This is a genomic window from Pyxidicoccus xibeiensis (genome assembly GCF_024198175.1).
Taxonomy (GTDB): domain Bacteria; phylum Myxococcota; class Myxococcia; order Myxococcales; family Myxococcaceae; genus Myxococcus; species Myxococcus xibeiensis.
On sequence record NZ_JAJVKV010000011.1, the window covers coordinates 239738 to 260952 of the forward strand.

Consider the following 21215-nt stretch of genomic DNA (forward strand, 5'->3'; position numbering starts at 1 on the left):
ACACGTCACGGAGGCGCAATACTCCTCTGGCCAACGGGCGCCCGGTGCGCTTTGTCCAGGACGTGAGCGTGACGTCCCCCGCCCCAGCCCCCTCTCCCATTGCCGGCCCAGGCATGAAGCTCTGCCTCGTCCTGCTCGGGGTGTCGGCGGGGGTGCGGCTCGCGCTGGCCCTGGGCACGGACGTCTACTTCGACACCGCGTACTACTGGCAGTGGGCCCGGCATCCGGCGTGGGGGTACTTCGACCACCCGCCCATGGTGGCGTGGCTCATCGCGGCGCTCGGCATCCACGGCACGGCGCTGCTGTGTGGCGCGGGCACGGTGGCCGCGGTGTGGGGCCTGGCGCGCGACGTCCACGGCAGCCGCGAGGCGGCCTGGCGCGCGGCGGCGCTGTGGAGCGTGGCGCCCGTCGGCGTGGTGGCGGGAGCCTGGGCCACGCCGGACTCGCCGCTGCTCCTCTTCTGGACGCTGGCGCTGTGGGCGCTGTGGCGCGAGCGCTGGCTCTGGGCGGGCCTGGCCTGCGGGCTGGCGCTGCTGTCGAAGTACCCGGCGGTGCTGCTGGGCCTGGCCTTCCTGGCCGCGGCGGCGAGGGCCCGGAGGCTGCCGGCGGGCGCCTGGGGCACGGCCGCGCTGGCCGCGCTGTGCTTCGTCCCGGTGGTGCTGTGGAACGCCCGGCACGAGTGGGTGGGCTTCGCCTTCCAGCTCAAGCACGGCCTGGGCGGGCGGGGCGGGTGGGCCACCTTTGGTGAGTACCTCGGCGGGCAGCTGGCGCTGGGAGGCCCGGTGCTGTTCCCCCTGGCGCTGGTGTACGCGGTGCGCGGCCCGCGAGAGCAGTTCCTCGTCCGGATGGCGGCGGTGGTGCCGCTGCTCTTCTTCGGCTACGCGGCGGCGCGCACGCGGGGCGAGGCCAACTGGCCCGCGGCGGCGTACCTGGCCGCGTGCGTGGGCGTGGCGGGCATGCGCCCGGTCTGGCAGCGCCTGGTGGCGGGCACGGGCCTCGCGGTGGTGCTGGCGGTGGGCACACACCTCTTCATCCCGGTGCTGCGCTTCGAGCGCGACACCGCGCTGTGGCGCACGCACGGCTGGAGCGTGCTGCGCGAGCTGGCCAACCCGGAGCGGCTGTTCCCCGGCGCCGACGCGCGCAACGTGGCCGCCATCTACGCGCCCAACTACCAGCTCGCCTCGCAGGTGGCGCGCTACACGGGCGCGGTGACGGACACCGGCGCCCCCGCACGCTACAGCCAGTACGACTTGTGGCCAGACCCGGCCATCGCTCCGGGGCAGGACGTGCTGTGGGTCGGCGAGGGAGGTCCGAACCCGCCGGACGACCTGGTCTCCCGCTTCACCTCGGTGGAGGGCCCCGTGGAGCTCGGCGGCGACTTCCGCGAGCGCAGGCTGCACACGTACCTGGTGTGGTGGCTCCGCGGTCTGAAGCCCGTGCCGCCTCCCCAACAGTGAGCCCCCGCACAACCTGTTACGACGCACTGCACGAATCGTTACCGCGGTAACGCCCACGTCACCTTCCGTAACATCCTGACGCACCGGGCCAACCTGTAAGGTCTTGAATCTCCGCACAGCGTGCGTTGGCAGAGGGGTTGCTCATGTCGGCGGGCATGCGCCCTGCCCCCCTTCGCCCGCTGTCGCTCCTGGCCGCCCTGGTGGCCCTGTGGACCGCCGGCCCCGCGGCCGCCGCCAGGATTCCCCTCGGTGAGGAGGCCAGCCTCAACGTGGGCATCCTCCTGCAGCCGCAGCTCCAGCTCATCGAGGACGGTGCGCCGGTTGGCGCCGTGGGCACCGACCTCTACCTGCGCCGCATCCGGCTCATCGTCGGCGGCACCATCACGAAGAAGCTGTCGTTCTTCGCCGAAATCGACCAGCCCAACTTCGGCAAGGACGGCAACTTCAACGTCACCCTCTTCGTCCAGGACGCGTACCTGTCCTACGAGTTCGCCGACAAGATCTGGGTGGAGGCCGGCCTGCTCCTCGCGCCGCTCTCGCACCACTCGCTGCAGGGCGCCACGTCACTCAACACCGTCGACTACCACTCCAGCCTCATCCGCTATCCGGCCACCGTCGGGAAGATCTGGCGCGACACCGGCGCGCAGGTGCGTGGCTTCGCCGGTCCGCTCCACTTCCGTGCCGCCATCTTCAACGGCGCCGAGGGCACCACCCGGGAGAACGCCCCCGCCATCAACCCGGACGACCTGCCCCGCGGCCTCGCCCACGTCCGCTGGAACTTCCTCGGCCGCGAGGAGGACTTCTTCTTCAAGGGCATCTACTTCGCCGACAAGCCCCTGCTGTCGGTGGGCGCGGGCGTGGACTACCAGCCCTCCGCGGTGGGCAGCGCCACCGGCGTCCACGACGCACTGGCGCTCGCGCTGGACGTCTTCTTCGACCTGCCGCTGCCGGATGACCAGGAGGTGGTCTTCCAGACCAACGTCTTCCACTACCGCCAGGGCTTCGACGTCCCGCAGAGCGGCACCGGCTTCTTCACCGAGCTGGGCTGGCGCTTCGGCCAGCTGCAGCCGGTGCTCTCCGCCGAGTACTTCCACTCGCGCGTCGCCAACCAGGACCTGCTCGCCCTGCGGCCCGGGTTCAACCTCTGGTTCCAGAAACACACCCTGAACCTCAAGACGGAGGTGGCGCTCGCCCGCGTGGGAGACATCTCCGAGGCGGAGACGGCCATCACCGGCACCGCCCAGCTCCAGCTCTTCTACTGACCGCCCACACGAGGATGACCACCCCCATGGCCCCGACGAAGGACGCGTTCATCCAGCCGAAGGAGAAGTTCAGCCGCACCTCGCACGTGAAGAGCCTGGAGGACTACCAGCGCCTCTACAAACAGAGCCTGGAGCAGCCGGAGGCCTTCTGGGGCGAGATGGCCCAGCAGCTCACCTGGTTCCACAAGCCGGACACCGTGCTGGACGTGGACACCGAGCAGGTGGACTTCGCCTGGTTCAGCGGCGGCAAGCTCAACGCGGCCTTCAACTGCGTGGACCGCCATGCGCGGGTGCGTCCCAACAAGCCCGCCATCATCTGGGCGCAGAACGAGCCCGGCGAGTACCAGGTCATCACCTTCCGCGACCTCCAGCACCACGTGGGCCGCGTGGCCAACGTGCTGAAGGCCCACGGCGTGCGCAAGGGCGACCGCGTCTGCATCTACCTGCCCATGGTGCCGGAGCTGGCGTACACCATGCTCGCGTGCGCCCGTATCGGCGCGGTGCACTCGGTGGTCTTCGCCGGCTTCTCCGCCGAGGCGCTGCGCGAGCGCATCCTCGACTCGGGTGCCAGGGTGCTCGTCACCGCCAACGAGGGCCCGCGCGGCCCGAAGATGGTGCCCACCAAGGCCATCGCCGACGAGGCGGCCGAGGGACTCTCGCTGGTGGAGTCCGTCCTCGTCGTGCGCCGCACCTCCAAGGAGGTGCCCATGCTCGCCGGCCGCGACTACTGGCTGGACGCGGAGATGGCGAAGCACCGCGGCACCTGCCCCGCCGAGTGGATGGACGCCGAGGACCCGCTCTTCATCCTCTACACGTCCGGCTCCACCGGGAAGCCCAAGGGCGTGCTGCACACCACCGGCGGCTACCTCACCTATGCCGCCACCACGTTCCGCTACGTCTTCGACATCCAGCCGGACGACGTGCACTTCTGCGCGGCGGACCTCGGCTGGGTGACGGGCCACAGCTACATCCTCTACGGGCCGCTCATCAACGGCACCACCACGGTGATGTTCGAGTCCACGCCCACCTACCCGGACGCGTCCCGGCTCTGGCGCGTGGTGGATGACCTCAAGGCCACCATCCTCTACACGGCGCCCACCGCGCTGCGCGCCCTCATCAAGGAGGGTGACGCCTGGGTGAGGAAGGGCTCGCGCCAGTCGCTGCGCCTCTTGGGCTCGGTGGGCGAGCCCATCAACCCGGAGGTGTGGCGCTGGTACCACGACGTGGTGGGCGAGGGCCGCTGCCCGGTGGTGGACACGTGGTGGCAGACGGAGACCGGCGGCATCCTGATTTCGCCGCTGCCCGGAGCCACGCCGTGCAAGCCCGGCTCGGCCACCCTGCCCTTCTTCGGCGTGGAGCCGGTGCTGGTGGACGACGAGGGCCGCGTCATCGAGGGCAACGGCGTCAGCGGCAACCTGTGCCTGGCGCGCTCGTGGCCCGGACAGGCGCGCACGCTGTACGGCCACCACCAGCGCTTCGTGGAGACGTACTACTCGCGCTTCCCCAACCTGTACTTCACGGGTGACGGCTGCCGGCGCGACGAGGACGGCTACTACTGGATTACCGGCCGCGTGGACGACGTGCTCAACGTCTCCGGCCACCGCCTGGGCACCGCCGAGGTGGAGAGCGCGCTGGTGGCGCACGAGTCCGTGGCCGAGGCCGCCGTGGTGGGCTTCCCGCATGACTTGAAGGGCACGGGCGTGTGCGCCTTCGTCACCGTGAAGCCGGACTGGCAGGAGGCCTCGTCGGAGCAGATGGTGGGCGCGCTCAAGGAGCAGGTGCGCCACGTCATCGGCCCCATCGCCACGCCGGACCGTGTGGTGCTGGTCAGTGGCCTGCCCAAGACGCGCTCCGGGAAGATTCTCCGGCGCATGCTGCGCAAGATTGCCTCCGGTGAGACGGAGAACCTGGGTGACGCCACCACCCTGGCGGACCCCGCCGTGCTCGACGAATTGCTCGCGAAGGGCAGCCCCCCGCAGGTCAAGCGATGACAGGAGGAACTTCGATGTCAGCGAAATCCCAAGAGGAAGCGCTCGAGGCGCTCGCGGCGGCACGCTGGCGCGTGGCCGCGGCACTCACCGTGGCCACGCTGGTGGCGTACCTGGGCTTCATCCTGCTGGTCGCCTTCAACAAGCCGCTGATGGGCCGGCAGATCGTCCCGGGCCTGTCCGTGGGCATCCTGCTGGGGGCGCTCGTCATCGTCACCGCCTGGGTGCTGACGGGCATCTACCGGCTCTGGGCGAACGGGCCGTACGACCGCGCCCTCCACAAGTACCGCGGCGGAAAGTGAGGACGGCATGAATCCGACCACGACGGGCACGCAGCTGGGCCAGCCCAACGCCACGGCCATCCTCTTCTTCCTCATCTTCGTCGCCATCACCCTGGGGATTACGTACTGGGCGGCGCGCAAGACGAAGACGACCTCGGAGTTCTTCGCCGCGGGCGGCGGGGTGAGTGCCTGGCAGAACGGCTTCGCGCTGGCCGGCGACTACATGAGCGCCGCCAGCTTCCTGGGCATTGCCGGCCTGGTGGCCATGTCCGGCTTCGACGGCCTCATCTACTCGGTGGGCTGGCTGGTGGGCTGGCCGGTGGTGACGTTCCTCATCGCCGAGCCGCTGCGCAACCTGGGCAAGTACACCTTCGCGGACGTGGTGGCCTACCGACTGCGGCAGACGCCGGTGCGCCTGTCCGCGGCGCTGGGCACGCTCACGGTGGTGAGCTTCTACCTGATTGCGCAGATGGTGGGCGCCGGCAACCTCATCCACCTGCTCTTCGGCCTGTCCTACGAGATGGCGGTCATCATCGTGGGCGCGGTGATGATTCTCTACGTGCTCTTCGGCGGGATGATTGCCACCACGTGGGTGCAGATCGTGAAGGCCGTCCTGCTGCTGGCCGGCGCGTCGGCGCTGGCGGGGGCGGTGCTCTTCAAGTTCGGCTTCAACCCGCTCACGCTGTTCAGCGAGGCCGCGAAGGTCTACGGCCCGGAGACGCTGGCTCCTGGCAAGCTGGTGGCCAGCCCGCTGGAGGCCATCTCGCTGGGGGTGGCGCTGATGTTCGGCACGGCGGGGCTGCCGCACATCCTGATGCGGTTCTACACGGTGCCGGACGCGAAGGCGGCGCGCAGCAGCGTGTTCTACGCCACGGGGCTCATCGGCTACTTCTACCTGGTGACGTTCATCCTCGGGTTCGGCGCGTCGGTGCTGGTGGGCCGGCAGGCGATTACCAGCGTGGACAAGGGCGGCAACATGGCGGCGCCCATGCTGGCCGAAGTCTTGGGCGGCACGGGCTTCCTGGGCTTCATCTCCGCGGTGGCCTTCGCCACCATCCTCGCGGTGGTGGCGGGCCTGACGCTGTCCGGCGCGGCGGCGCTGTCGCATGACTTGTGGTCCACGGTGGTGCGCAAGGGCAAGGCGCCCGAGCACGAGCAGCTCAAGGTGGCGCGGCTGGCCAGCCTGCTGCTGGGCGTGCTGGCGGTGATTCTGGGCGTGGCCTTCAAGGGGCAGAACGTGGCCTTCATGGTGGGCCTGGCCTTCGCCATCGCCGCGAGCGCCAACTTCCCGGCGCTGCTGCTGTCCATGTCCTGGAAGCGCTTCACCACGAATGGCGCGGTGGCCAGCATGCTGACGGGGGCCTTCAGCGCGGTGGTGCTCATCTTCCTGTCACCCACGGTGCAGGTGGACCTGTTCAAGAACGCCACCGCGTTCTTCCCGCTGAAGAACCCGGGCATCATCACCATTCCCCTGTCGTTCGCGGTGGGCGTGCTGGTGTCGCTGATGTTCCCGGAGCAGGAGTCCAGCGACCGCTTCGCCGAGGTGAAGCACCGGATGCACGTAGGCGCCGTCCTGCCCACCCTGCCGGCGCCGGAGGTCCCCGCATCGACGGCCGTGGGCACGCCCGCACAGGTGCCTGGCCCGAGCAGGGCCTGACGTCGAAGGAATTGTCCTCCTCCCATTCCCCCCCGGAGGAGGAGGGCACGGATGGGGCCCGGGTCTCCAAGGGGTCCGGGCCCCTCCCCGCTTCACCATAGGCATGCGGTGCCACCGCCGGGGATAGGGCTACGATTCCAGCTGCCGCGACACAGTCCCCCCTCTCTGACGAGACGGCAGCCCCATGCACGACCTGGAGTCCCGCAGTACACCCAGCCGAGCCGTCATCAGCGCGTTTCTCGTCGTCCTCATCGTGCTCGGTGGCTGCGGCACGGGAGGCCCGCTGCCGCTGGACGACCCGTACTCCTGGCACCTGCGCAAGGGGCTGCTGTTCAACTCGCACTTCCTCCATGGTCTCCCCGCGGAGAATGCGCAGCGAGGCGAGCTGGGTCCCATCAGGTCCTCGCGCCTCGATGTGGACGGGTTCCAGGGCCTGCTGGTGCGCGCGGGAGTACCGCCCTCACGACTCCCGGGTAACGGGCGGAAGCTGACGCCAGAGCTGGCAGCGCACCTGCTGACCTCGCTGCTGGAGACGGACGTGCCTCTGCGCGACTGGGGGCCTCGGCGCATGGCTGCCCACCTGCTGGTCCAAGTGGTCCAGGAACGCAGGACGGTGACGCGAGACACGCTGCACGAGCGCATGCGCCGGTACGTCGGGGCACTCGTTCTGCGACCGGATGGCCATCTGGTGCGCGCCACCACGGGCGAGGCGATTCAATTCGCGGGTGAGGTCGAGCTCTCTGAGGGCGCCCTGCGCGCGGAAGGCTTCGAGGTAGGGCCCTTCTATGGCACGCGGGGAGACCGCTACCTGTACCGGCTGGAGGACGACCTGGGACACCACCCGGATGCGCGTGTGGCCGGCAGCTTCATGCCGGACACCGGCACGGTAGGGCCGGCAGTGGAAGGACTCGGCCGGGCGGTACTGGACGTGGTGGACGGTGTGGTGACGCTGGTGATGCAGCCGGGAGAGAGCCTCGCCGGACTGGCGAAGCTTCCGGCGGCGGTGCGCACACTGATTGAGCACAGCCCTGAGTATTGGGAGCGTTACCGGGCACTCCCCCATGGAGAGCAGGTGCGGCAGGCCTCGAGGCTGCTCACCAACGTGCTGCTCACGTGTGGCACGGCGGGCGCGGGCAGCGTGCGGCTGGCCTCGGTGGGAAGCCGGCTGGGGCAACTCGGAGTGCCCGTGCTCTCGCTCGCCGCGGATGGTGCCCTGGCGCTGCGCACGGTGGTGGTGCCAGCGGGACAGGTCGTCGCTGTCGCGGGGCAGGGAGCCAGTGCTCTCTACGTGCTCCACATGGCCAATCAGGGTGCCGGCGGGGCAAGCGGGAGCAGCCATGCCAAGCCTCCCTGGCCACCCCCGCCGAGGGGCCCTGGCCAATGGGTCAGGAAGAACGAAGGCATGAAGCCTCCCGCTCGTAGGTATCAGGAACAAATCACGGGTGCCCCTGAAGGCTGGGTCTACCGTGTCCGGACCGGTGATGGCCCCATGGACTACGTGGACTTCGACGGCTTCGATGGGGGCTCTCTGCTCGAAGTGAAGGGCCCGAACCTGGCGAAGTTCATCGACGGCGACCTGGAGGCATTATGGTTTTTTGAGGGCTCAGACAACATGCTCGTACAGGCGGGCAGACAAATCGAAGCCGCTGGCGGCATTCCTGTGCGTTGGGTTGTGGCTGAGAAGAGGTTCGCGGACTATCTCAGGAAGTTCTTCGAGGCCAACGGCCGCGGAGGAATCGAAGTAGTCCACGTTCCAGCGCGGCCCTGAAGGGAGAGTCCGTGACCGAGAATTACTACGCTGGCGTCTACTGGCCAAGCCGCAAGGAGTCGCCAGAAGCCTGTGCTCGGCGTGCGGCCTCTCTGTTCCAGGGCATCTCCACACTGGACCCGACCTGGGCAAATTGGTTTGGAACTGGCAAGAGCCGGAAGCAGGCACTTGAGAAACGCCTTCCTCCTATTGCATCGACCTTCGAGCAACTCTTCTCACTGAGGAAACATCAACTGGTCAGTGGATTCAGCTTCGTGGCTTGGAATGGAGAAGCCGATGGAAGCACCACTGGCGTCACCTGCACTTGTGGAGTTGCGTCCCCGTACTTGAGCAACGTGTGCACGGTCAACCCGCCTCGGCGAGGGCCCATCGCGGAGCGGCTCATCGATGCGACGGTGATGTCCCGGACCCTTCAAGCGATGGCACTCGCCTGGGAGCCGGAATGGGGGGTCGCCACGTCCGACCTGCACCGTGATGAAGTCCTCAAGACCGCGACGCCTGGAACCTTCGTGGGCTGGGTCATGTACTTCTCTCACAGCTGGGGCACCGTGCCGCCCCTCCCCGCCCCCGTCCGAATCGAACCCGTGGCGGACAAGGGCACCCTCATCATCCTCACCCCCGAGCGATTCACGGCCAGCAACCCCGAGCACGTCGCACTCGCCGCCCAGGTGCAGGAACTGCTTGACCGGGCAGGCCTGCTACGTCCTCTCCAGGCGTGAGCGCCCACACTTTCCAACGGGCCCAGGGCGCCTAGACTGGCGCGGTGCTGAGTCCTTCCGAGCAGAGCCCGGCCGACGGCGGCTTCCGCCACCGGCTGCACACCATCATCTTCGAAGCGGACACCCCGGCAGGGAAGGCGTTCGACGTCGCCCTCCTGTGGGCCATCGTCTTCAGCATCATCGCGGTGATGCTGGAGAGCGTGGCAGCGATGCGCGAGCAGTACGGCTCCGTGCTCCGTGCCGTGGAGTGGTTCTTCACGGCGCTGTTCACCGTGGAGTACGTGCTGCGCATCATCGCCGTCCGGCGGCCGTTCCTGTACATGCGCAGCTTCTTCGGGCTGGTGGACCTGCTGGCCATCCTCCCGACGCTCCTGAGCATCTTGATTCCCGGCGCCCAGTCGCTGCTGGTGGTGCGGGTGCTGCGGCTGCTGCGCATCTTCCGCGTGCTCAAGCTGGCGCACCTGCTGGGACAGGCGGAAATCCTCATCACCGCGCTGCGCGCCAGCCGGCCGAAAATCACGGTGTTCCTGGGCACGGTGCTGACCATCGTCGTCATCACCGGCGCGCTGATGTACGTGATCGAGGGCGGGAACAACGGCTTCGACAGCATCCCCCGGGCCATGTACTGGGCCATCGTCACGGTGACGACGGTGGGCTTCGGCGACATCACGCCCAAGACGATGCTGGGGCAGTTCGTCGCCTCGGTGCTGATGGTGATGGGCTACGGCATCATCGCGGTGCCCACGGGCATCGTCTCCGTGGAGCTCGCCGCCGCCACCCGCCACGCCGTCGACACGCGCGCCTGCCTCGGCTGCGGCGTCCAGGGACATGACCTCGACGCGTCGCACTGCAAGTACTGCGGGCACTCGCTGTAGCGCAGGCCTGCGTGCCGGGAGAGGAGCGCCTCCAGCGGCCCGTCGTCTCCTTCCCGGGCCGCCACCCGCAGACCGTCTTCGAGGCCCTGCCCCCGAGCCATGGCGTGCCCGGCCGACGGGCCTGCGCCGGAACCAGTCACCCCTTCGCGGCCCGGCTGCATCCTTTTTCCTTCGTCCGGACTCTGGCTCATTGGAGCTGAATGAGCCGGCCCCACGGCCAGCCTCCTCTCTCTCAGCGCATGACTCACAGGTGACGTCACGATGAACGCGGTCCTCCTTCCCCTCCTGGGTGGCGTCCTCATTGGGCTGAGCGCCTCCCTCCTGCTCCTCTTCAACGGCCGCATCGCCGGTATCAGCGGCATCGTCGGTGGCCTCTTCACTCCGTCGCGCCAGGAGGTGGGCTGGCGCGTGGCCTTCCTCGCGGGCCTCCTCCTCGGCGGTGCGTTGCTTGCCGTCTTCATGCCTGGCGCGCTGGGAGCGCCAGTCGCCGCGGGCGTGGGAGTTCCCCTCCTGTCGGGCCTGCTCATAGGCCTGGGGGCGCGCCTGGGCAGCGGCTGCACCAGCGGGCATGGCATCTGCGGCATCGCACGCGGCGCCACCCGGTCAATCGTAGCGACGGCCACCTTCATCGCAACGGGGGTGCTCACCGTCTTCGTCGTCCGTCACCTGCTGGGCGGTGTGTCATGAAGGCCGTCCTCATGGCGGGACTGGCAGGGCTGCTCTTCGCGGTGGGCCTGGGCCTCGGGGGAATGACGGACCCGGCGAAGGTCGTCGGCTTCCTCGATGTCGCGGGGAGCTGGGACCCGACCCTCGTCTTCGTCATGGCCGGCGCGCTCGGCACGCACGCCCTGCTGCGTCGGCTCATCCTGCGGCGGCAGCGTCCCGTCCTCGCCCCGGCCTTTCCCGCCCAGGGACAGGCGCGGGTGGACCGGCGGCTCGTGGGCGGCGCGGCGCTGTTCGGCATCGGCTGGGGTCTCTCGGGCTACTGCCCCGGACCGGCCCTCACCTCACTGCCCGGGGGCGGCGCGACGGTGCTCCTCTTCGTCGCGGGCATGCTGGCCGGCATGGGTGTCTTCCGCTGGTGGGAGTCCGCTCGCGCGTCGGCGCACGCCCCTCACGTCAGCAGCCCCTGAACACTCCATCGGAGCGGCCTCCCTCACCCCAAGCCGTCGATGGCGCGGTGCTCCATGGCGGTCCTGCGTCTCAGACTCCAGGGCAGGTAAGTGACGTGGAAATCACAGCAACGACTTTCCCCCTCGCGCATTGAGGTGGGTGGGCCGTCGCGTCGCAGGGCGCTGGCTAGGATGGGGGGCATCCGATGCCACGCACTGCCAACAGGCCGCTGGAGGTGGACGAGGAGAAGCTCGTCCTCCAGTTCCCTGGCCTGAATCGCAAGGCGGTGGGTGCCTTCTACACGCCGGCCCCCCTGGTGGAGCGCACGCTGTCGCTGGCCCTGGCGCACCTGGGCGAGGGCCCGCTCACGGTGGTGGACCCGGCGTGCGGCGCCGGAGCCTTCCTCACGGCGGCGGCACGGCTGCGGCCCGACGCACGGCTGTGCGGCCTGGAGCTGGACCCGGAGGTGGCACGCGTCTGCCAGGCCCGGGTGCCCGGCGCGGACGTGCGCGTCGGGGATTCGCTGCGTGGCGGGCTGGCCCCGCTGCTGGCCGCGACGCCGCCGGAGCACCGGGAGCTGTGGGTGGGCAACCCGCCCTACAACGGCACGTCGCCGGTGCTGAAGGACCCAGACACCTACGCGCGGCTGCGCGCCCTGCTGCCGCTGGCCCTGATGCCAGGCACCAGCCTGCGCGACGACTTCGCCTTCTTCCTCCTGGTGGCCGCGCACCGGCTGGTGTCGCGTCCGGGAGTGCTGGCCTTCATCACCCCGGCGAGCCTGCTGGACGCCTTCATGTACGCGCCGCTGCGCCAGCTCATGCTGGGCACGCTGGCGCTGCGGGAGGTGGTGGACCTGGGCCCCGGCGTCTTCGCCGGCACGCAGGTGCGCACCTGCATCACCGTGTGGAGCTCGCTGCCCGGACCTCGAGAGCAGCCGCGCTTCGAGCGGCAAGGTGTCTGGCAGGGCTTCACGCCCGAGGCCCCCGAGTGGCGCCTGTCCCCCACGGCCCCGGAGGCCACCGAGCTGGATGCACGCTGGCGCGCGGAGGGCGAGCCGCTCACCACGCTCGTCCCGGTGAGCCTGCCCGGGGTGAAGACGCGCTTCGACGAGCTGCTGGTGGACGCCGACCCGGAGCGTCTGCTGGCCCGCGTGCGCGCCTTCGCCGCCACGCGCGAGGAGGAGCTTCCGGCCTTCGCGCTGGCGTACGGCCTGCCGGAGTCACTGCTGCCCAAGCTGCGCGAGCTGAAGGCGGGGCCTCCGCTGGAGGTGGAGGCGAGCCACGTGCGCCCCTTCTTCCGCTACGGAGGCGCGCGTCACCGGGGCCACGTGCCCCCCGAGGCCCGTGCGTACTGCTACCTGGACCGGCGCCTCATTCCGCGCGGCGACCACCGGCTGCGCGGGCCGTATGACCCGCACGTGGGCGCGGTGAAGCTCCTCTTCAACGTGCGCGAGCTGCCGCTGTCGGCCGCGCTGCTGGAGGAGGAGGGCTGCGTCCACGACCATCGCCATGCGCGCTTCGCGCCCCTGTACGTGCCCCAGCGGCTGCGGGACGAAGGGCTGCTCGTCACGCGGTCCGGGAGGACGCTGGAGGAGCTGGGCCCGCTGGTGCCGAACCTCTCGCCCCGGGGACTGGCCTGGGCGGAGACGCTGGGCGGCCCCCTGCCTGCCTTCCGAGCGCTCGTGGACTTCCTCAACGGCCCGGAGGTGCAGCGCGTCTGGGCTCCGGCCTTCGGTGCTTCTCGCGTGGTGCCGGTGCCGCTGGGGCCTCGCGCGGAGCAGTGAACGCTCCGGGGTGGCCCGCACGGTTTCCAGGGCGACAGGCGGGAGCAACCGCTAGTGTCCACCTTTGCTCCGTAGCGACATACCCAGGAGGAAGGTCCGACCTATGAAGATTCGAGCCCTGCTGACCACCGTTGCGCTCACCGCCACCACCGCCGCGCTGGCCCAGGCCCCGCAGGCGGCGCCCCAGGCCCAGGACAAGAGCCAGGGTGGAAAGGCCGAGAGCAAGGGTCAGGGCAAGCCGGCCGACGCAGCCCAGGGGCAGGCTCCGGCCGCGACTCCGGCTCCGGCGAAGAAGGCTCCGCCCAAGGGGGAGACGGCGAAGGCGATGGTGAAGGACGCCGAGGGCAAGGACGTGGGTGAAATCACGTTCGAGCAGACGGCCCAGGGCGTGCTCGTGAAGGGCACGCTGAGCAACCTGCCGCCGGGCCAGCACGCCTTCCACGTCCACGAGACGGGCAAGTGCGCGGCCCCCGAGTTCAAGACGGCTGGCAGTCACTTCAACCCGCACAAGAAGGCCCACGGCATCATGTCCCCGAAGGGCAAGCACGCCGGTGACCTGCCCAACCTCTATGTGGGCCAGGACGGCCGCGTGCAGTTCGACACCTTCGCCCAGACGGGCCTCACCCTGAAGTCGATGTTCGACAAGGACGGCTCCGCGGTGGTGGTGCACACGAAGGAGGACGACTACCACTCCGACCCGACCGGCGACGCCGGCGGCCGCATCGCCTGCGGCGTGGTGGAGAAGGCCCAGCAGTAGTCACGGGTGCCGCGGGTGCCTCTCTCTCCGTGAAGGGAGGGGCACTTCCGCGCCAACTGACCCTGGCGCGTCCTACCCCGGGGCGCTCAGCGGGCAGCGGAGTCACACGCGTCCTCGGGCCGGAACGGCAGGGCCCACAGCTCCCGGCCACGGGAGCCGTCCTCCGCGCTGAAGAAGACATCCCAGCCGGAGCGGATGAACCCCATGGGATGGGAGGACGCCACCCCCGGAGCTATCTCCCGAAGCGGCCGCGTCCCGTCGGGCGTGCCGTCACTGACCCACGGCTCGCGGCCGCCCGCCAGCGTCACCGCGCTGAAGAAGAGGTTGTCCTCCACGACGGTCAGCTCCTCGGGCGTGGAGCCGGCGGCGCCCGGCACCAGGTCCTTGAAGAGGTGCGTACCCGCCGCGGTGCCATCGCTCACCCACAGCTCCCGGCCGTGCGCCGCGTCCTCCACGGTGAAGAAGACACGAGTCCCCAGGCGCGTCAGGTGCAGGGGCCTGGAGGCGAAGGCCGCCACGGAGACGGTTCCTTCAGGAGTGCCGTCGCTCCTCCAGAGTGTCGGGGAGCCGTCGGCGAAGCGCTCGACGGAGAAGAGGACCCGGCGCCCCACCGCCTCGACCTCATCGATGCGTGTCAGGTCCCTCGACATCAAGGGGAAGGTGCCCTCGGGGGTGCCATCCGTGCGCCGCAGGTTCTCCTCGCCCTCGTTGTTGCCCACATAGAAGAGCAGGTCCCGGGCGGGCGTCAGCGGGCGGATGGAGTCAGGGCCGGTATCCAGCCTGAAGGTGCCGTCGTCGGTGCCATCACTGCGCCAGAGGTCGACGACGTCGCGCCTCGCGGTCCTGAAGAAAAACACCTCGTCATCCAGGCGGGTGAGCAGGCTCGGACTGCGGGCTTCGAAGGCCGGGTCGGGGAGCGCTGCCACCCGGCGGGTGCCAGCGGCCGTGCCGTCGCTCGTCCACAGCCGGCGCCCGTTCACCCCATCATCCGCGCTGAAATAGAGGCGCCCGTCGAACTCGATGAGGTCCTGCGGGTCCGAGCTTCCCGGCCCCGTGACGAGGTCCGCCACCCTCCGGGTGCTGTCGCGCGTGCCCTCGCTCCTCCACAGCTCGCGCCCGCTCACCCCGTCGTCCGCGGAGAAGTAGAGCGTGTCCTCCACCATGGCCAGGCTCGCGGGGTCCGCGCTTCCGGCGCCAGGGAAGATGTCCCGCACCTGCCGGGTGCCCGAACCTCCGGTGCCGCTGCTCTTCCACAGCTCGCGCCCGGAGACGCCGTCATCGGCGGTGAAGAACAGGATGCGGTCGCCCTTCGTCAGCTCCCGTGGCTCCGACCCCACCGCGCCCGGCTGGATGTCACGGAGCAGATACGAAGTGCGCCCACAGGGCCGCCACACCTCGCTTCCCAGCGGGGCCACCGGTCCGGGCTCCTCCAGGGACGCTTCGGAAGGAGCGGAGGAGCAGCCCGAGAGCAGGGCCACTCCGAGGGGAAGAAAGTGCCAGCGCATCATCATGCGACTCCTCATGCGCCGGAGCCTTCCGGCGGGAGCCGTAATCTGGTGGGCACCCGCGCGGGGACCACCTGCGCGTGAGTCGCACCGCTGTGTGGGCGCGCAACGTTGGAACGCTGGAACGCGCTCAGTGCACGGGACGGGCGACCTTCCCGGGCGCGTCCTCCTTCACCGGCGTGAAGCGCAGGTCCTGGAAGTTGTAGCTGAAGTCGGTGAGCGGTGAGACGGGCTGCATCCGCATCTCGCCGATGGAGCCATCCGGCTTGAGTGAGAACGTCACGAAGGCGTCCGCGTTCAGGGCGCGGTCCTTCCACCGGGCCACGAAGGTGTCGTACTGCCAGTGCTCCAGCGCACCGGTGAGCGCGGGCGTGCGACTGAAGCGGAGCACCCACTTCTCCCCTTCCTTCGCGATGGCCACGTCCCCGTACCACGCGTCGCGGTACTTCCCGGCGTAGGCCTCCACCGGCAGCGACGGCCTGGACTGCGCATTCCGGCCCGCGCCCAGCCCGGCCACCACCGCCTCCGCCTTGGCCTCCCGCTCGGCGTCATCCGCCTTGAACGCGGCGACCCAGTCCGTCGGCGTCGGCGTGCCCAGGTACGCATCCAGCAGCGCCCACGTGGGCGCCTCGTACCCGCCGCGCTCCTCCTGGTTCGTCAGCACGGCGATGCCCAGCTTCAGCTCCGGGACGAGCACCACGCGGGACACGTAGCCCGGCAGTCCACCCGTGTGCCCCACCAGCTTGTAGCCGCGGTAGTCGCGCAGGCTCCAGCCCAGCCCATACGCCGCGAAGTTCGCGCGCGCCCCGGCCAGCGCCTTCGACGGCTCCTTGAGGGGCAGCACCGTCTGCGCGGACCACATCTCCCGTGACTGCTCCTCGCTGAAGAGGCGCTTCTTGCCCTCGGTGCCTGGAATGGCGCCGCGCTCCAGCTGCGCCAGCATCCACCGCGACAGCTCATTCACGCTCGAGTTGATGGCTCCGGCCGGCGCGTTGTTGTCGAAGGGCACCGGCACAATCGCCTTCAGCACGCCATCCGCCTTCGCGTGCGGCATCGCCACGTTCATGCCCGGCTTGAAGGCCGTCACCGTGGTGTTGCTCGTCCGCATCCCCAGCGGCGCGAAGATGCGCTCGCGGATGAAGGCGCTCCACGTCTTCCCGCTCGCCTTCTCGATGACCTTCCCGGCCACGAGGTAGAGGATGTTGTCGTACGCGTACCGGCTGCGGAAGCTGCTCGCCGGGGGAATGTGGCGCAGCCGCGCGACAATCTCGTCCTCGGTGAACGTGGACTGCGGGAAGTAGAGCAGGTCTCCCGCGCCCAGCCCCAGGCCGCTGCGGTGTACCAGCAGGTCCCGAATCGTCAGCTCGCGGGTGACGTACGGGTCATGCATCTGGAACGACGGCAGGTGGTCGACGACGCGGTCGTCCCACTGGAGCTTCCCCTCGTCCACGAGCATGGCCAGCGCCGCCGCGGTGAAGGCCTTGGTATTGGACGCAATCCCGAACAGCGTGTCCGGTGTCACCTGCGCCTGCGTGTCCAGCTTCCGCACGCCATAGCCCTTCGCCAGCACCACCTTGCCGTCCTTGACGACGGCGACGGCGATGCCCGGCACCTGGAAGGCCTCCATCGTCCGCTGGATGGCGGCGTCGACGCCCTCCGGAGCAGCCGTCTGGGCGAAGGCGGGAGTAGACGAAACGACGACGAGGAGAAGCGCGAGGACGTGTCGCACGAAGAGCTCCGGGAAGGGACGTGGCGTCGCCGCCTGTCTACCTCACCCGGGCTCCGGGCCCCAGGGGCCCACCGTCACACGTAGCCGAACCGGCGCCGCGCGAACCACTCCGCGCCGAGCAGCGCGATGAGCGCCACCAGGTAGTACCAGCGGTCCCACAGCGGCTGGTCCTTCGCGCGGCCCACCTCCACCACCGGCGGGTCCAGCAGCGGCACGTCGGGCAGGCCATCCTGGGGCAGCTTGTACGCCTTGCCCCCGGTGACCTTGGCAATCTGCTCCATCAGCTCCGGCCGCACCGACGCATCCGACAGCTCGGGCCCCACGGCGCGCACCGCCACCGCGTCCTCGCCCGCGCCCAGGTCGGTCTCACCCTTCTTCGCCGTGGCCAGCAGCTTGTACGGCCCCGGCGCGGGCGGCGCGAACTCCAGCCGCACGACACCATCCACCCCGGTGGTGCCCGTCTGCACCGCCACCGGCTTCTGTGACGCCACGGAGAACAGCTCCACCCGCACCTGCGCCTCCTGCGCCGGCTGGTAGTCCGCCATCCGCGCCTGCACCACCACGCCCACGGGCCGCCCCGGCTCCACCGACGGCGGGTCCGCCGTCACCTTCAGCGTCGTCAGGTCCGGGTCTCTCACCAGCCACCGCAGCGCATTGCCCCAGAAGCGGTCATACGCGCGGTTGGGCGAGCCATCCCGGTGCGCCGCGAAGGCCCAGTACCAGGACGCGTCCGTGGCCATCACCAGCGCCCGGCCCCGGCCGTAGTCCCACACCGCCACCAGCGGCGCGTTCTTCCCGTTCGACGTCAGGTGCGGATGGTCCAGCAGCACCGTGGCCCCGGGCCGCGCCTGCGTCAGGTTGGCGCCCGGAATGGGCGGCAGCTCCGCCCACGCCGCCTCGGTGCTGGACGCGCCCGTGCCAATCGCGGTCACCGGGTGGCGCAGGCCCTCGGGCGTCAGCCGCGCGGTGAAGGGCTCCGGATTCGCGGCGCCGGCGGCCTGCACCGGCAGCGCCTCCATCAGCGTGGGCATCGTCGCCCGGCCCTCGCCCAGCACGCTGTCGCCGCCAATCATCACGAAGGCGCCGCCATTGTGGATGTAGCGCTCCAGGTTCCGCTCGTACTCGGCGATGGACAGCGACGGGTCCGCGTGCCCGAAGTTCTGGAAGATGACGACGTCGAAGGTGTCCAGCTTCGTGTCGAAAATCTCGTCCATGGGGAACGGGATGAGCGACAGCTCGCGCTCGTTCACCACGCCCGGGTCGTCCGACAGCGTGCGCAGGATGTAGAAGGACACCAGGTCCACGTTGGCGTCCTGGCGCAAGAGCCCGCGCAGGTAGCGCTCGTCCCACGAGGGCCGGCCCACCACCAGCAGCACGCGCACGCGGTCTCGAATCACCTTCAGCGTGAAGGAGCGGGTGTTGTTGTCCGCCACCGCCTCGTCCGGGAAGGTGGGCACCGTCACCGTGTAGACGAAGCGCCCCGTCTGGTCCGGCGTGAAGGTGAAGGACACCGGCTTCACGTCGTCCGACGACTCCAGGCGCACCGTCTTGCTCGCCACCGTCTTGCCTTCCTGGCTGAGCACCACCGGAAGCTCGCGGCCGCTGAAGCCCCGGCCGTGAATCTCCACCTCCACCGTGAGCGAGTTGCGCACGAAGGCGAAGTCGTCGACCTTCAGGCCTTCCACCGCCAGATCTTTCAGCGCCTCCTGCCCCACGGTGAACGTGGACACGGGCACGTTCAGGTCCGCCAGGGCCGCGCGCGCCCGGCCCACCACGCCCGCCTTCAGCTCCGTGTTGTCCGCGCCGTCGCTGAGCAGCAGCATGCCGGACAGCTTTCGAGAGCCCTGCCCCGCGCCCGCCGCCGCTCGCACCGCGGCCAGCAGGTCGGTCGTGCCCGCGCGCGCCGGCTCCTTCGCCAGCGACGCGGCCGTCACCGGGGCCAGCTCCGGGTCGAACCCGTACAGCTCCACCGTGAAGCGGTCCTGCAGGGCGGCGAACTGCGGCGCGGCCTTCTCCAGGAAGGCGGCCACCTGCGCGGTGCGCGTGGGCCCGCCGGGCTCCGAGGGGAAGCTCATGGAGGCGGAGCGGTCCACCAGCACCGCCACGCGGTTCTTCATCCGGGCCACCTGCAGGTGGCGGATGCCGGGCTCCAGCAGGAAGAAGAGCGCGGCCACGCCCGCGCCCACGCGAAGGGCCCACAGCAGGACACGGCGCCCGCGCGAGGGCTCGCGGCGCACGCCCCAGGCCGCCAGCGCCACGCCCAGCACCAGACCGAGGGCGAGCAGCACCAGCGCCCAGGGTGGCAGCGGGGAGAGGCTGACGAGCTTCCAGGCGTTGAAGGTGGGGGAGTTCATCCAGGCTTTCGGCGTCAGGCCGGTGCTTCAGCGCCGCTTGTTGAGGATGAGCGGCAGGTGGACGGCGTCGTCCTTGTAATCGAGGCAGAGGGCATACATGCAGATGTTGAGGCCCAGGCGCACGGCCAGCTCGCGCTGGGGCTCGCCTCCGGGGGACACGTCGAACTCGTAGTCTCCGGCCTCGCTGCGGCTCCACGCCCCGGCCAGGTCGTTCTGCGAGTACAGCACCGCGGCGCGCTTGCCCAGCATGCAGGCCGACAGGTGTGGCTTGTTGAGCAGCCGTCCCGGCGCCGCGTCCAGCAGGAAGAAGGACTTGAACACCACGTGCCCGGAGGGCACCTCGGCCAGCGGGCTCTGCGGCAGCACCCGCGCCATCTCCCGGCGGAAGGACGCGTCGAAGCCGTCCCCGTCGCTGCCGTCGTTCGCGTCCGCCAGCATGAAGCCGCCGTACGTGAGGTAGCGGCGCAGGTTGGTGACCTCCGGCTCGGTGAGCGCGGGGAAGGCGCCGTCGCCGCCGAAGTAGAGGAAGGGGTACTCGAACAGCTCCCGGGAGCTGAGCTGGAAGCCGCGCGCGTCCGGCACCACCTCCACGGAGGTGCGGCGCTGCAGCTCCCAGGCGATGCGGCGCAGCCCGGACAGCCGCGCGTCCCAGCGGCCTCCGTGGCGGGCCACCGCGGGGATGAAGCGGCTCTTCTCACCGAAGGCGTCCGCCCGCCGGGAGAGCAGCGGGAGGAGCGCGGCGGTGCCGAGCAGGAGGTTTCGACGCGTCAATCGCCGGGCGGACATGGAGCGTCTCTATATACCGTCGACGGGTGCTCGCATTCCCCGGTATAGAGGGGCCCCATGGCAAAAGCCGGACAGACGCCCCCTGGGCCCGGGTCGGACGAAATCCGGGCCGCCTGGGCCCGGAAGGACGCTGGCGACGTGGCCGGGGCCCGGAAGGCCGCCGAGCGCATCCTGGCGGGCAACCCCTCCCCCGAGGACAGGGCGGAGGCGCATGAGCTGCTCCGGCGCACCTCCACCCCCAGCCGCCTGTACGGCTTCGCCCTGCTCGCCGCCGCCGTCTTTATCGTCCTGCTGGTGCTGGCTTTGAGCAGGTACGCGTAAGCTGGGCGGACCGCGCGCCATCCCGTGCGCGCACCCTCTTCAAGGAGTCTCGAGCCATGGAAGGCCTCATCCAGGCCCTCAGGGCGTACCAGACGTTCAACCCCTCCGGCTGGGTGGGCATCTATCGCCTGCTGCCCATGTGGGCGGGCATCGTCTGCTGTGTCGTCGGCGTCACGCTGCTGCTGGCCGGCGGCGGGCGGCTGTTCCGCGTGCTGGCGGGCCCCATCGGCGCGGTGCTGGGCCTGTGGTGCACCCGCGTCGTCGCCACGAAGCTGGGCCTGCCGGAGTTCACCCCCCACCTGCCCACCATCGTCGCGGCGGTGCTGCTGGCGCTGGGCTTCCTCTTCCCCGCGGCCATCACCTTCCTGGGCCTGGGGGTGCCGCTGGGGCTCATCGCGGGGCAGATTGCCGGGCCGCAGGACTTCCTGCTGGGCTTCGCGCCGGGCTTCATCATCGGCGGGCTGGTGGGCGCGCTGCTCCACCGGCCGGTGAGCGTCCTGGTGGCCTCGGCGGTGGGCGGGTGGGTGCTCGTCATCGGCGCGCTCGCGGCCCTGCACCAGTTCGGCGGGCTGGTGGCGGCCGTCGCCAGCCGGCCGTGGGGCGTCATCGTCGCGGCGGCCCTCTTCGCGATAGCGGGCGCGGTGTACCAGCTGGCCGTCCGGCCCTCCCCCGAGGATGCGGACAAGCTGCGCGCGGAGAAGGAGCGGCTGAAGCAGCGCCAGGCGGAGCAGCGGGCGCTCGAAAAGCGGTGGGGGGTCAAGTAACCCGCTGGGGGGCCCCTGCCCTCTGGCGCGCTTTACCTCCACCGCCCCGGCGCGTACATTCCGCCGCCTTTCCCCCCGGAATCCCCCCGTAAGGAC

Annotated in this window: 18 protein-coding genes; 14 read left to right on the plus strand and 4 right to left on the minus strand. The window is 70.2% G+C overall.

Annotated elements, in window-relative coordinates:
• Window positions 1-113 precede the first annotated feature (113 nt).
• From LXT23_RS36500 to LXT23_RS36555, 12 genes are all read left to right on the plus strand, one after another.
• Window positions 114-1457 (plus strand): ArnT family glycosyltransferase, encoded by a 1344-nt coding sequence (locus LXT23_RS36500; RefSeq protein ID WP_253985041.1) that lies wholly within the window; start codon window positions 114-116, stop codon window positions 1455-1457.
• Between the two features lie 155 nt (window positions 1458-1612).
• Window positions 1613-2719, plus strand: a complete 1107-nt coding sequence (locus tag LXT23_RS36505) for a porin (RefSeq protein WP_253985042.1) — start codon at window positions 1613-1615, stop codon at window positions 2717-2719.
• Between the two features lie 26 nt (window positions 2720-2745).
• Window positions 2746-4710: an acetate--CoA ligase gene (gene acs, locus LXT23_RS36510; protein ID WP_253985043.1), complete on the plus strand. Its 1965-nt coding sequence runs from the start codon at window positions 2746-2748 to the stop codon at window positions 4708-4710.
• A gap of 14 nt (window positions 4711-4724) precedes the next feature.
• Window positions 4725-5009: a DUF485 domain-containing protein gene (locus LXT23_RS36515; protein ID WP_253985044.1), complete on the plus strand. Its 285-nt coding sequence runs from the start codon at window positions 4725-4727 to the stop codon at window positions 5007-5009.
• A gap of 7 nt (window positions 5010-5016) precedes the next feature.
• On the plus strand, window positions 5017-6645 hold the full coding sequence (locus LXT23_RS36520; RefSeq protein WP_253985045.1) for a sodium:solute symporter family transporter: 1629 nt from the start codon (window positions 5017-5019) through the stop codon (window positions 6643-6645).
• Window positions 6646-6829: 184 nt separating this feature from the next.
• Window positions 6830-8413: a Tox-REase-5 domain-containing protein gene (locus LXT23_RS36525; protein WP_253985046.1), complete on the plus strand. Its 1584-nt coding sequence runs from the start codon at window positions 6830-6832 to the stop codon at window positions 8411-8413.
• A gap of 11 nt (window positions 8414-8424) precedes the next feature.
• Window positions 8425-9132 carry an immunity 52 family protein gene (locus tag LXT23_RS50470; protein ID WP_253985047.1) on the plus strand — a complete coding sequence of 236 codons (708 nt, stop codon included), beginning with the start codon at window positions 8425-8427 and terminating at the stop codon, window positions 9130-9132.
• Window positions 9133-9176: 44 nt separating this feature from the next.
• On the plus strand, window positions 9177-10007 hold the full coding sequence (locus tag LXT23_RS36535; RefSeq protein ID WP_253985048.1) for an ion transporter: 831 nt from the start codon (window positions 9177-9179) through the stop codon (window positions 10005-10007).
• A gap of 261 nt (window positions 10008-10268) precedes the next feature.
• A complete protein-coding gene (locus LXT23_RS36540; protein WP_253985049.1) occupies window positions 10269-10694 on the plus strand; it encodes a YeeE/YedE family protein in 426 nt (141 codons plus the stop codon).
• Entirely contained in the window at window positions 10691-11140 is a 450-nt protein-coding gene (locus tag LXT23_RS36545) for a DUF6691 family protein (RefSeq protein ID WP_253985050.1), read from the plus strand. The genes LXT23_RS36540 and LXT23_RS36545 overlap by 4 nt, the downstream gene beginning before the upstream one ends.
• Before the next feature lie 185 nt (window positions 11141-11325).
• Window positions 11326-12903 (plus strand): HsdM family class I SAM-dependent methyltransferase, encoded by a 1578-nt coding sequence (locus LXT23_RS36550; RefSeq protein WP_253985051.1) that lies wholly within the window; start codon window positions 11326-11328, stop codon window positions 12901-12903.
• Window positions 12904-13006: 103 nt separating this feature from the next.
• The gene (locus tag LXT23_RS36555) at window positions 13007-13660 is read left to right on the plus strand and encodes a superoxide dismutase family protein (RefSeq protein WP_253985052.1); all 654 of its coding nucleotides are present in this window, start codon (window positions 13007-13009) and stop codon (window positions 13658-13660) included.
• An 86-nt stretch (window positions 13661-13746) separates the two neighbouring features.
• Here LXT23_RS36555 and LXT23_RS36560 read toward each other — a convergent pair whose 3' ends face one another.
• The 4 genes from LXT23_RS36560 to LXT23_RS36575 all read right to left on the minus strand — a co-directional run bounded on the left by LXT23_RS36560 (window position 13747) and on the right by LXT23_RS36575 (window position 20034).
• Window positions 13747-15171 (minus strand): ELWxxDGT repeat protein, encoded by a 1425-nt coding sequence (locus LXT23_RS36560; protein WP_253985053.1) that lies wholly within the window; start codon window positions 15169-15171, stop codon window positions 13747-13749.
• 124 nt (window positions 15172-15295) lie between these two features.
• The gene (locus LXT23_RS50475) at window positions 15296-16894 is read right to left on the minus strand and encodes a serine hydrolase (RefSeq protein WP_253985054.1); all 1599 of its coding nucleotides are present in this window, start codon (window positions 16892-16894) and stop codon (window positions 15296-15298) included.
• A 74-nt stretch (window positions 16895-16968) separates the two neighbouring features.
• Entirely contained in the window at window positions 16969-19248 is a 2280-nt protein-coding gene (locus LXT23_RS36570; protein WP_253985055.1) for a glutamine amidotransferase, read from the minus strand.
• 27 nt (window positions 19249-19275) lie between these two features.
• On the minus strand, window positions 19276-20034 hold the full coding sequence (locus tag LXT23_RS36575) for a DUF4159 domain-containing protein (protein ID WP_253985056.1): 759 nt from the start codon (window positions 20032-20034) through the stop codon (window positions 19276-19278).
• A 57-nt stretch (window positions 20035-20091) separates the two neighbouring features.
• On the opposite strand from LXT23_RS36575, the gene LXT23_RS36580 reads away from it, so the two are divergent.
• Window positions 20092-20355: a molecular chaperone DnaJ gene (locus tag LXT23_RS36580; RefSeq protein WP_253985057.1), complete on the plus strand. Its 264-nt coding sequence runs from the start codon at window positions 20092-20094 to the stop codon at window positions 20353-20355.
• Between the two features lie 56 nt (window positions 20356-20411).
• Complete coding sequence (locus LXT23_RS36585) at window positions 20412-21119, plus strand: hypothetical protein (protein ID WP_253985058.1); 708 nt, start codon at window positions 20412-20414, stop codon at window positions 21117-21119.
• Window positions 21120-21215: the final 96 nt, after the last annotated feature.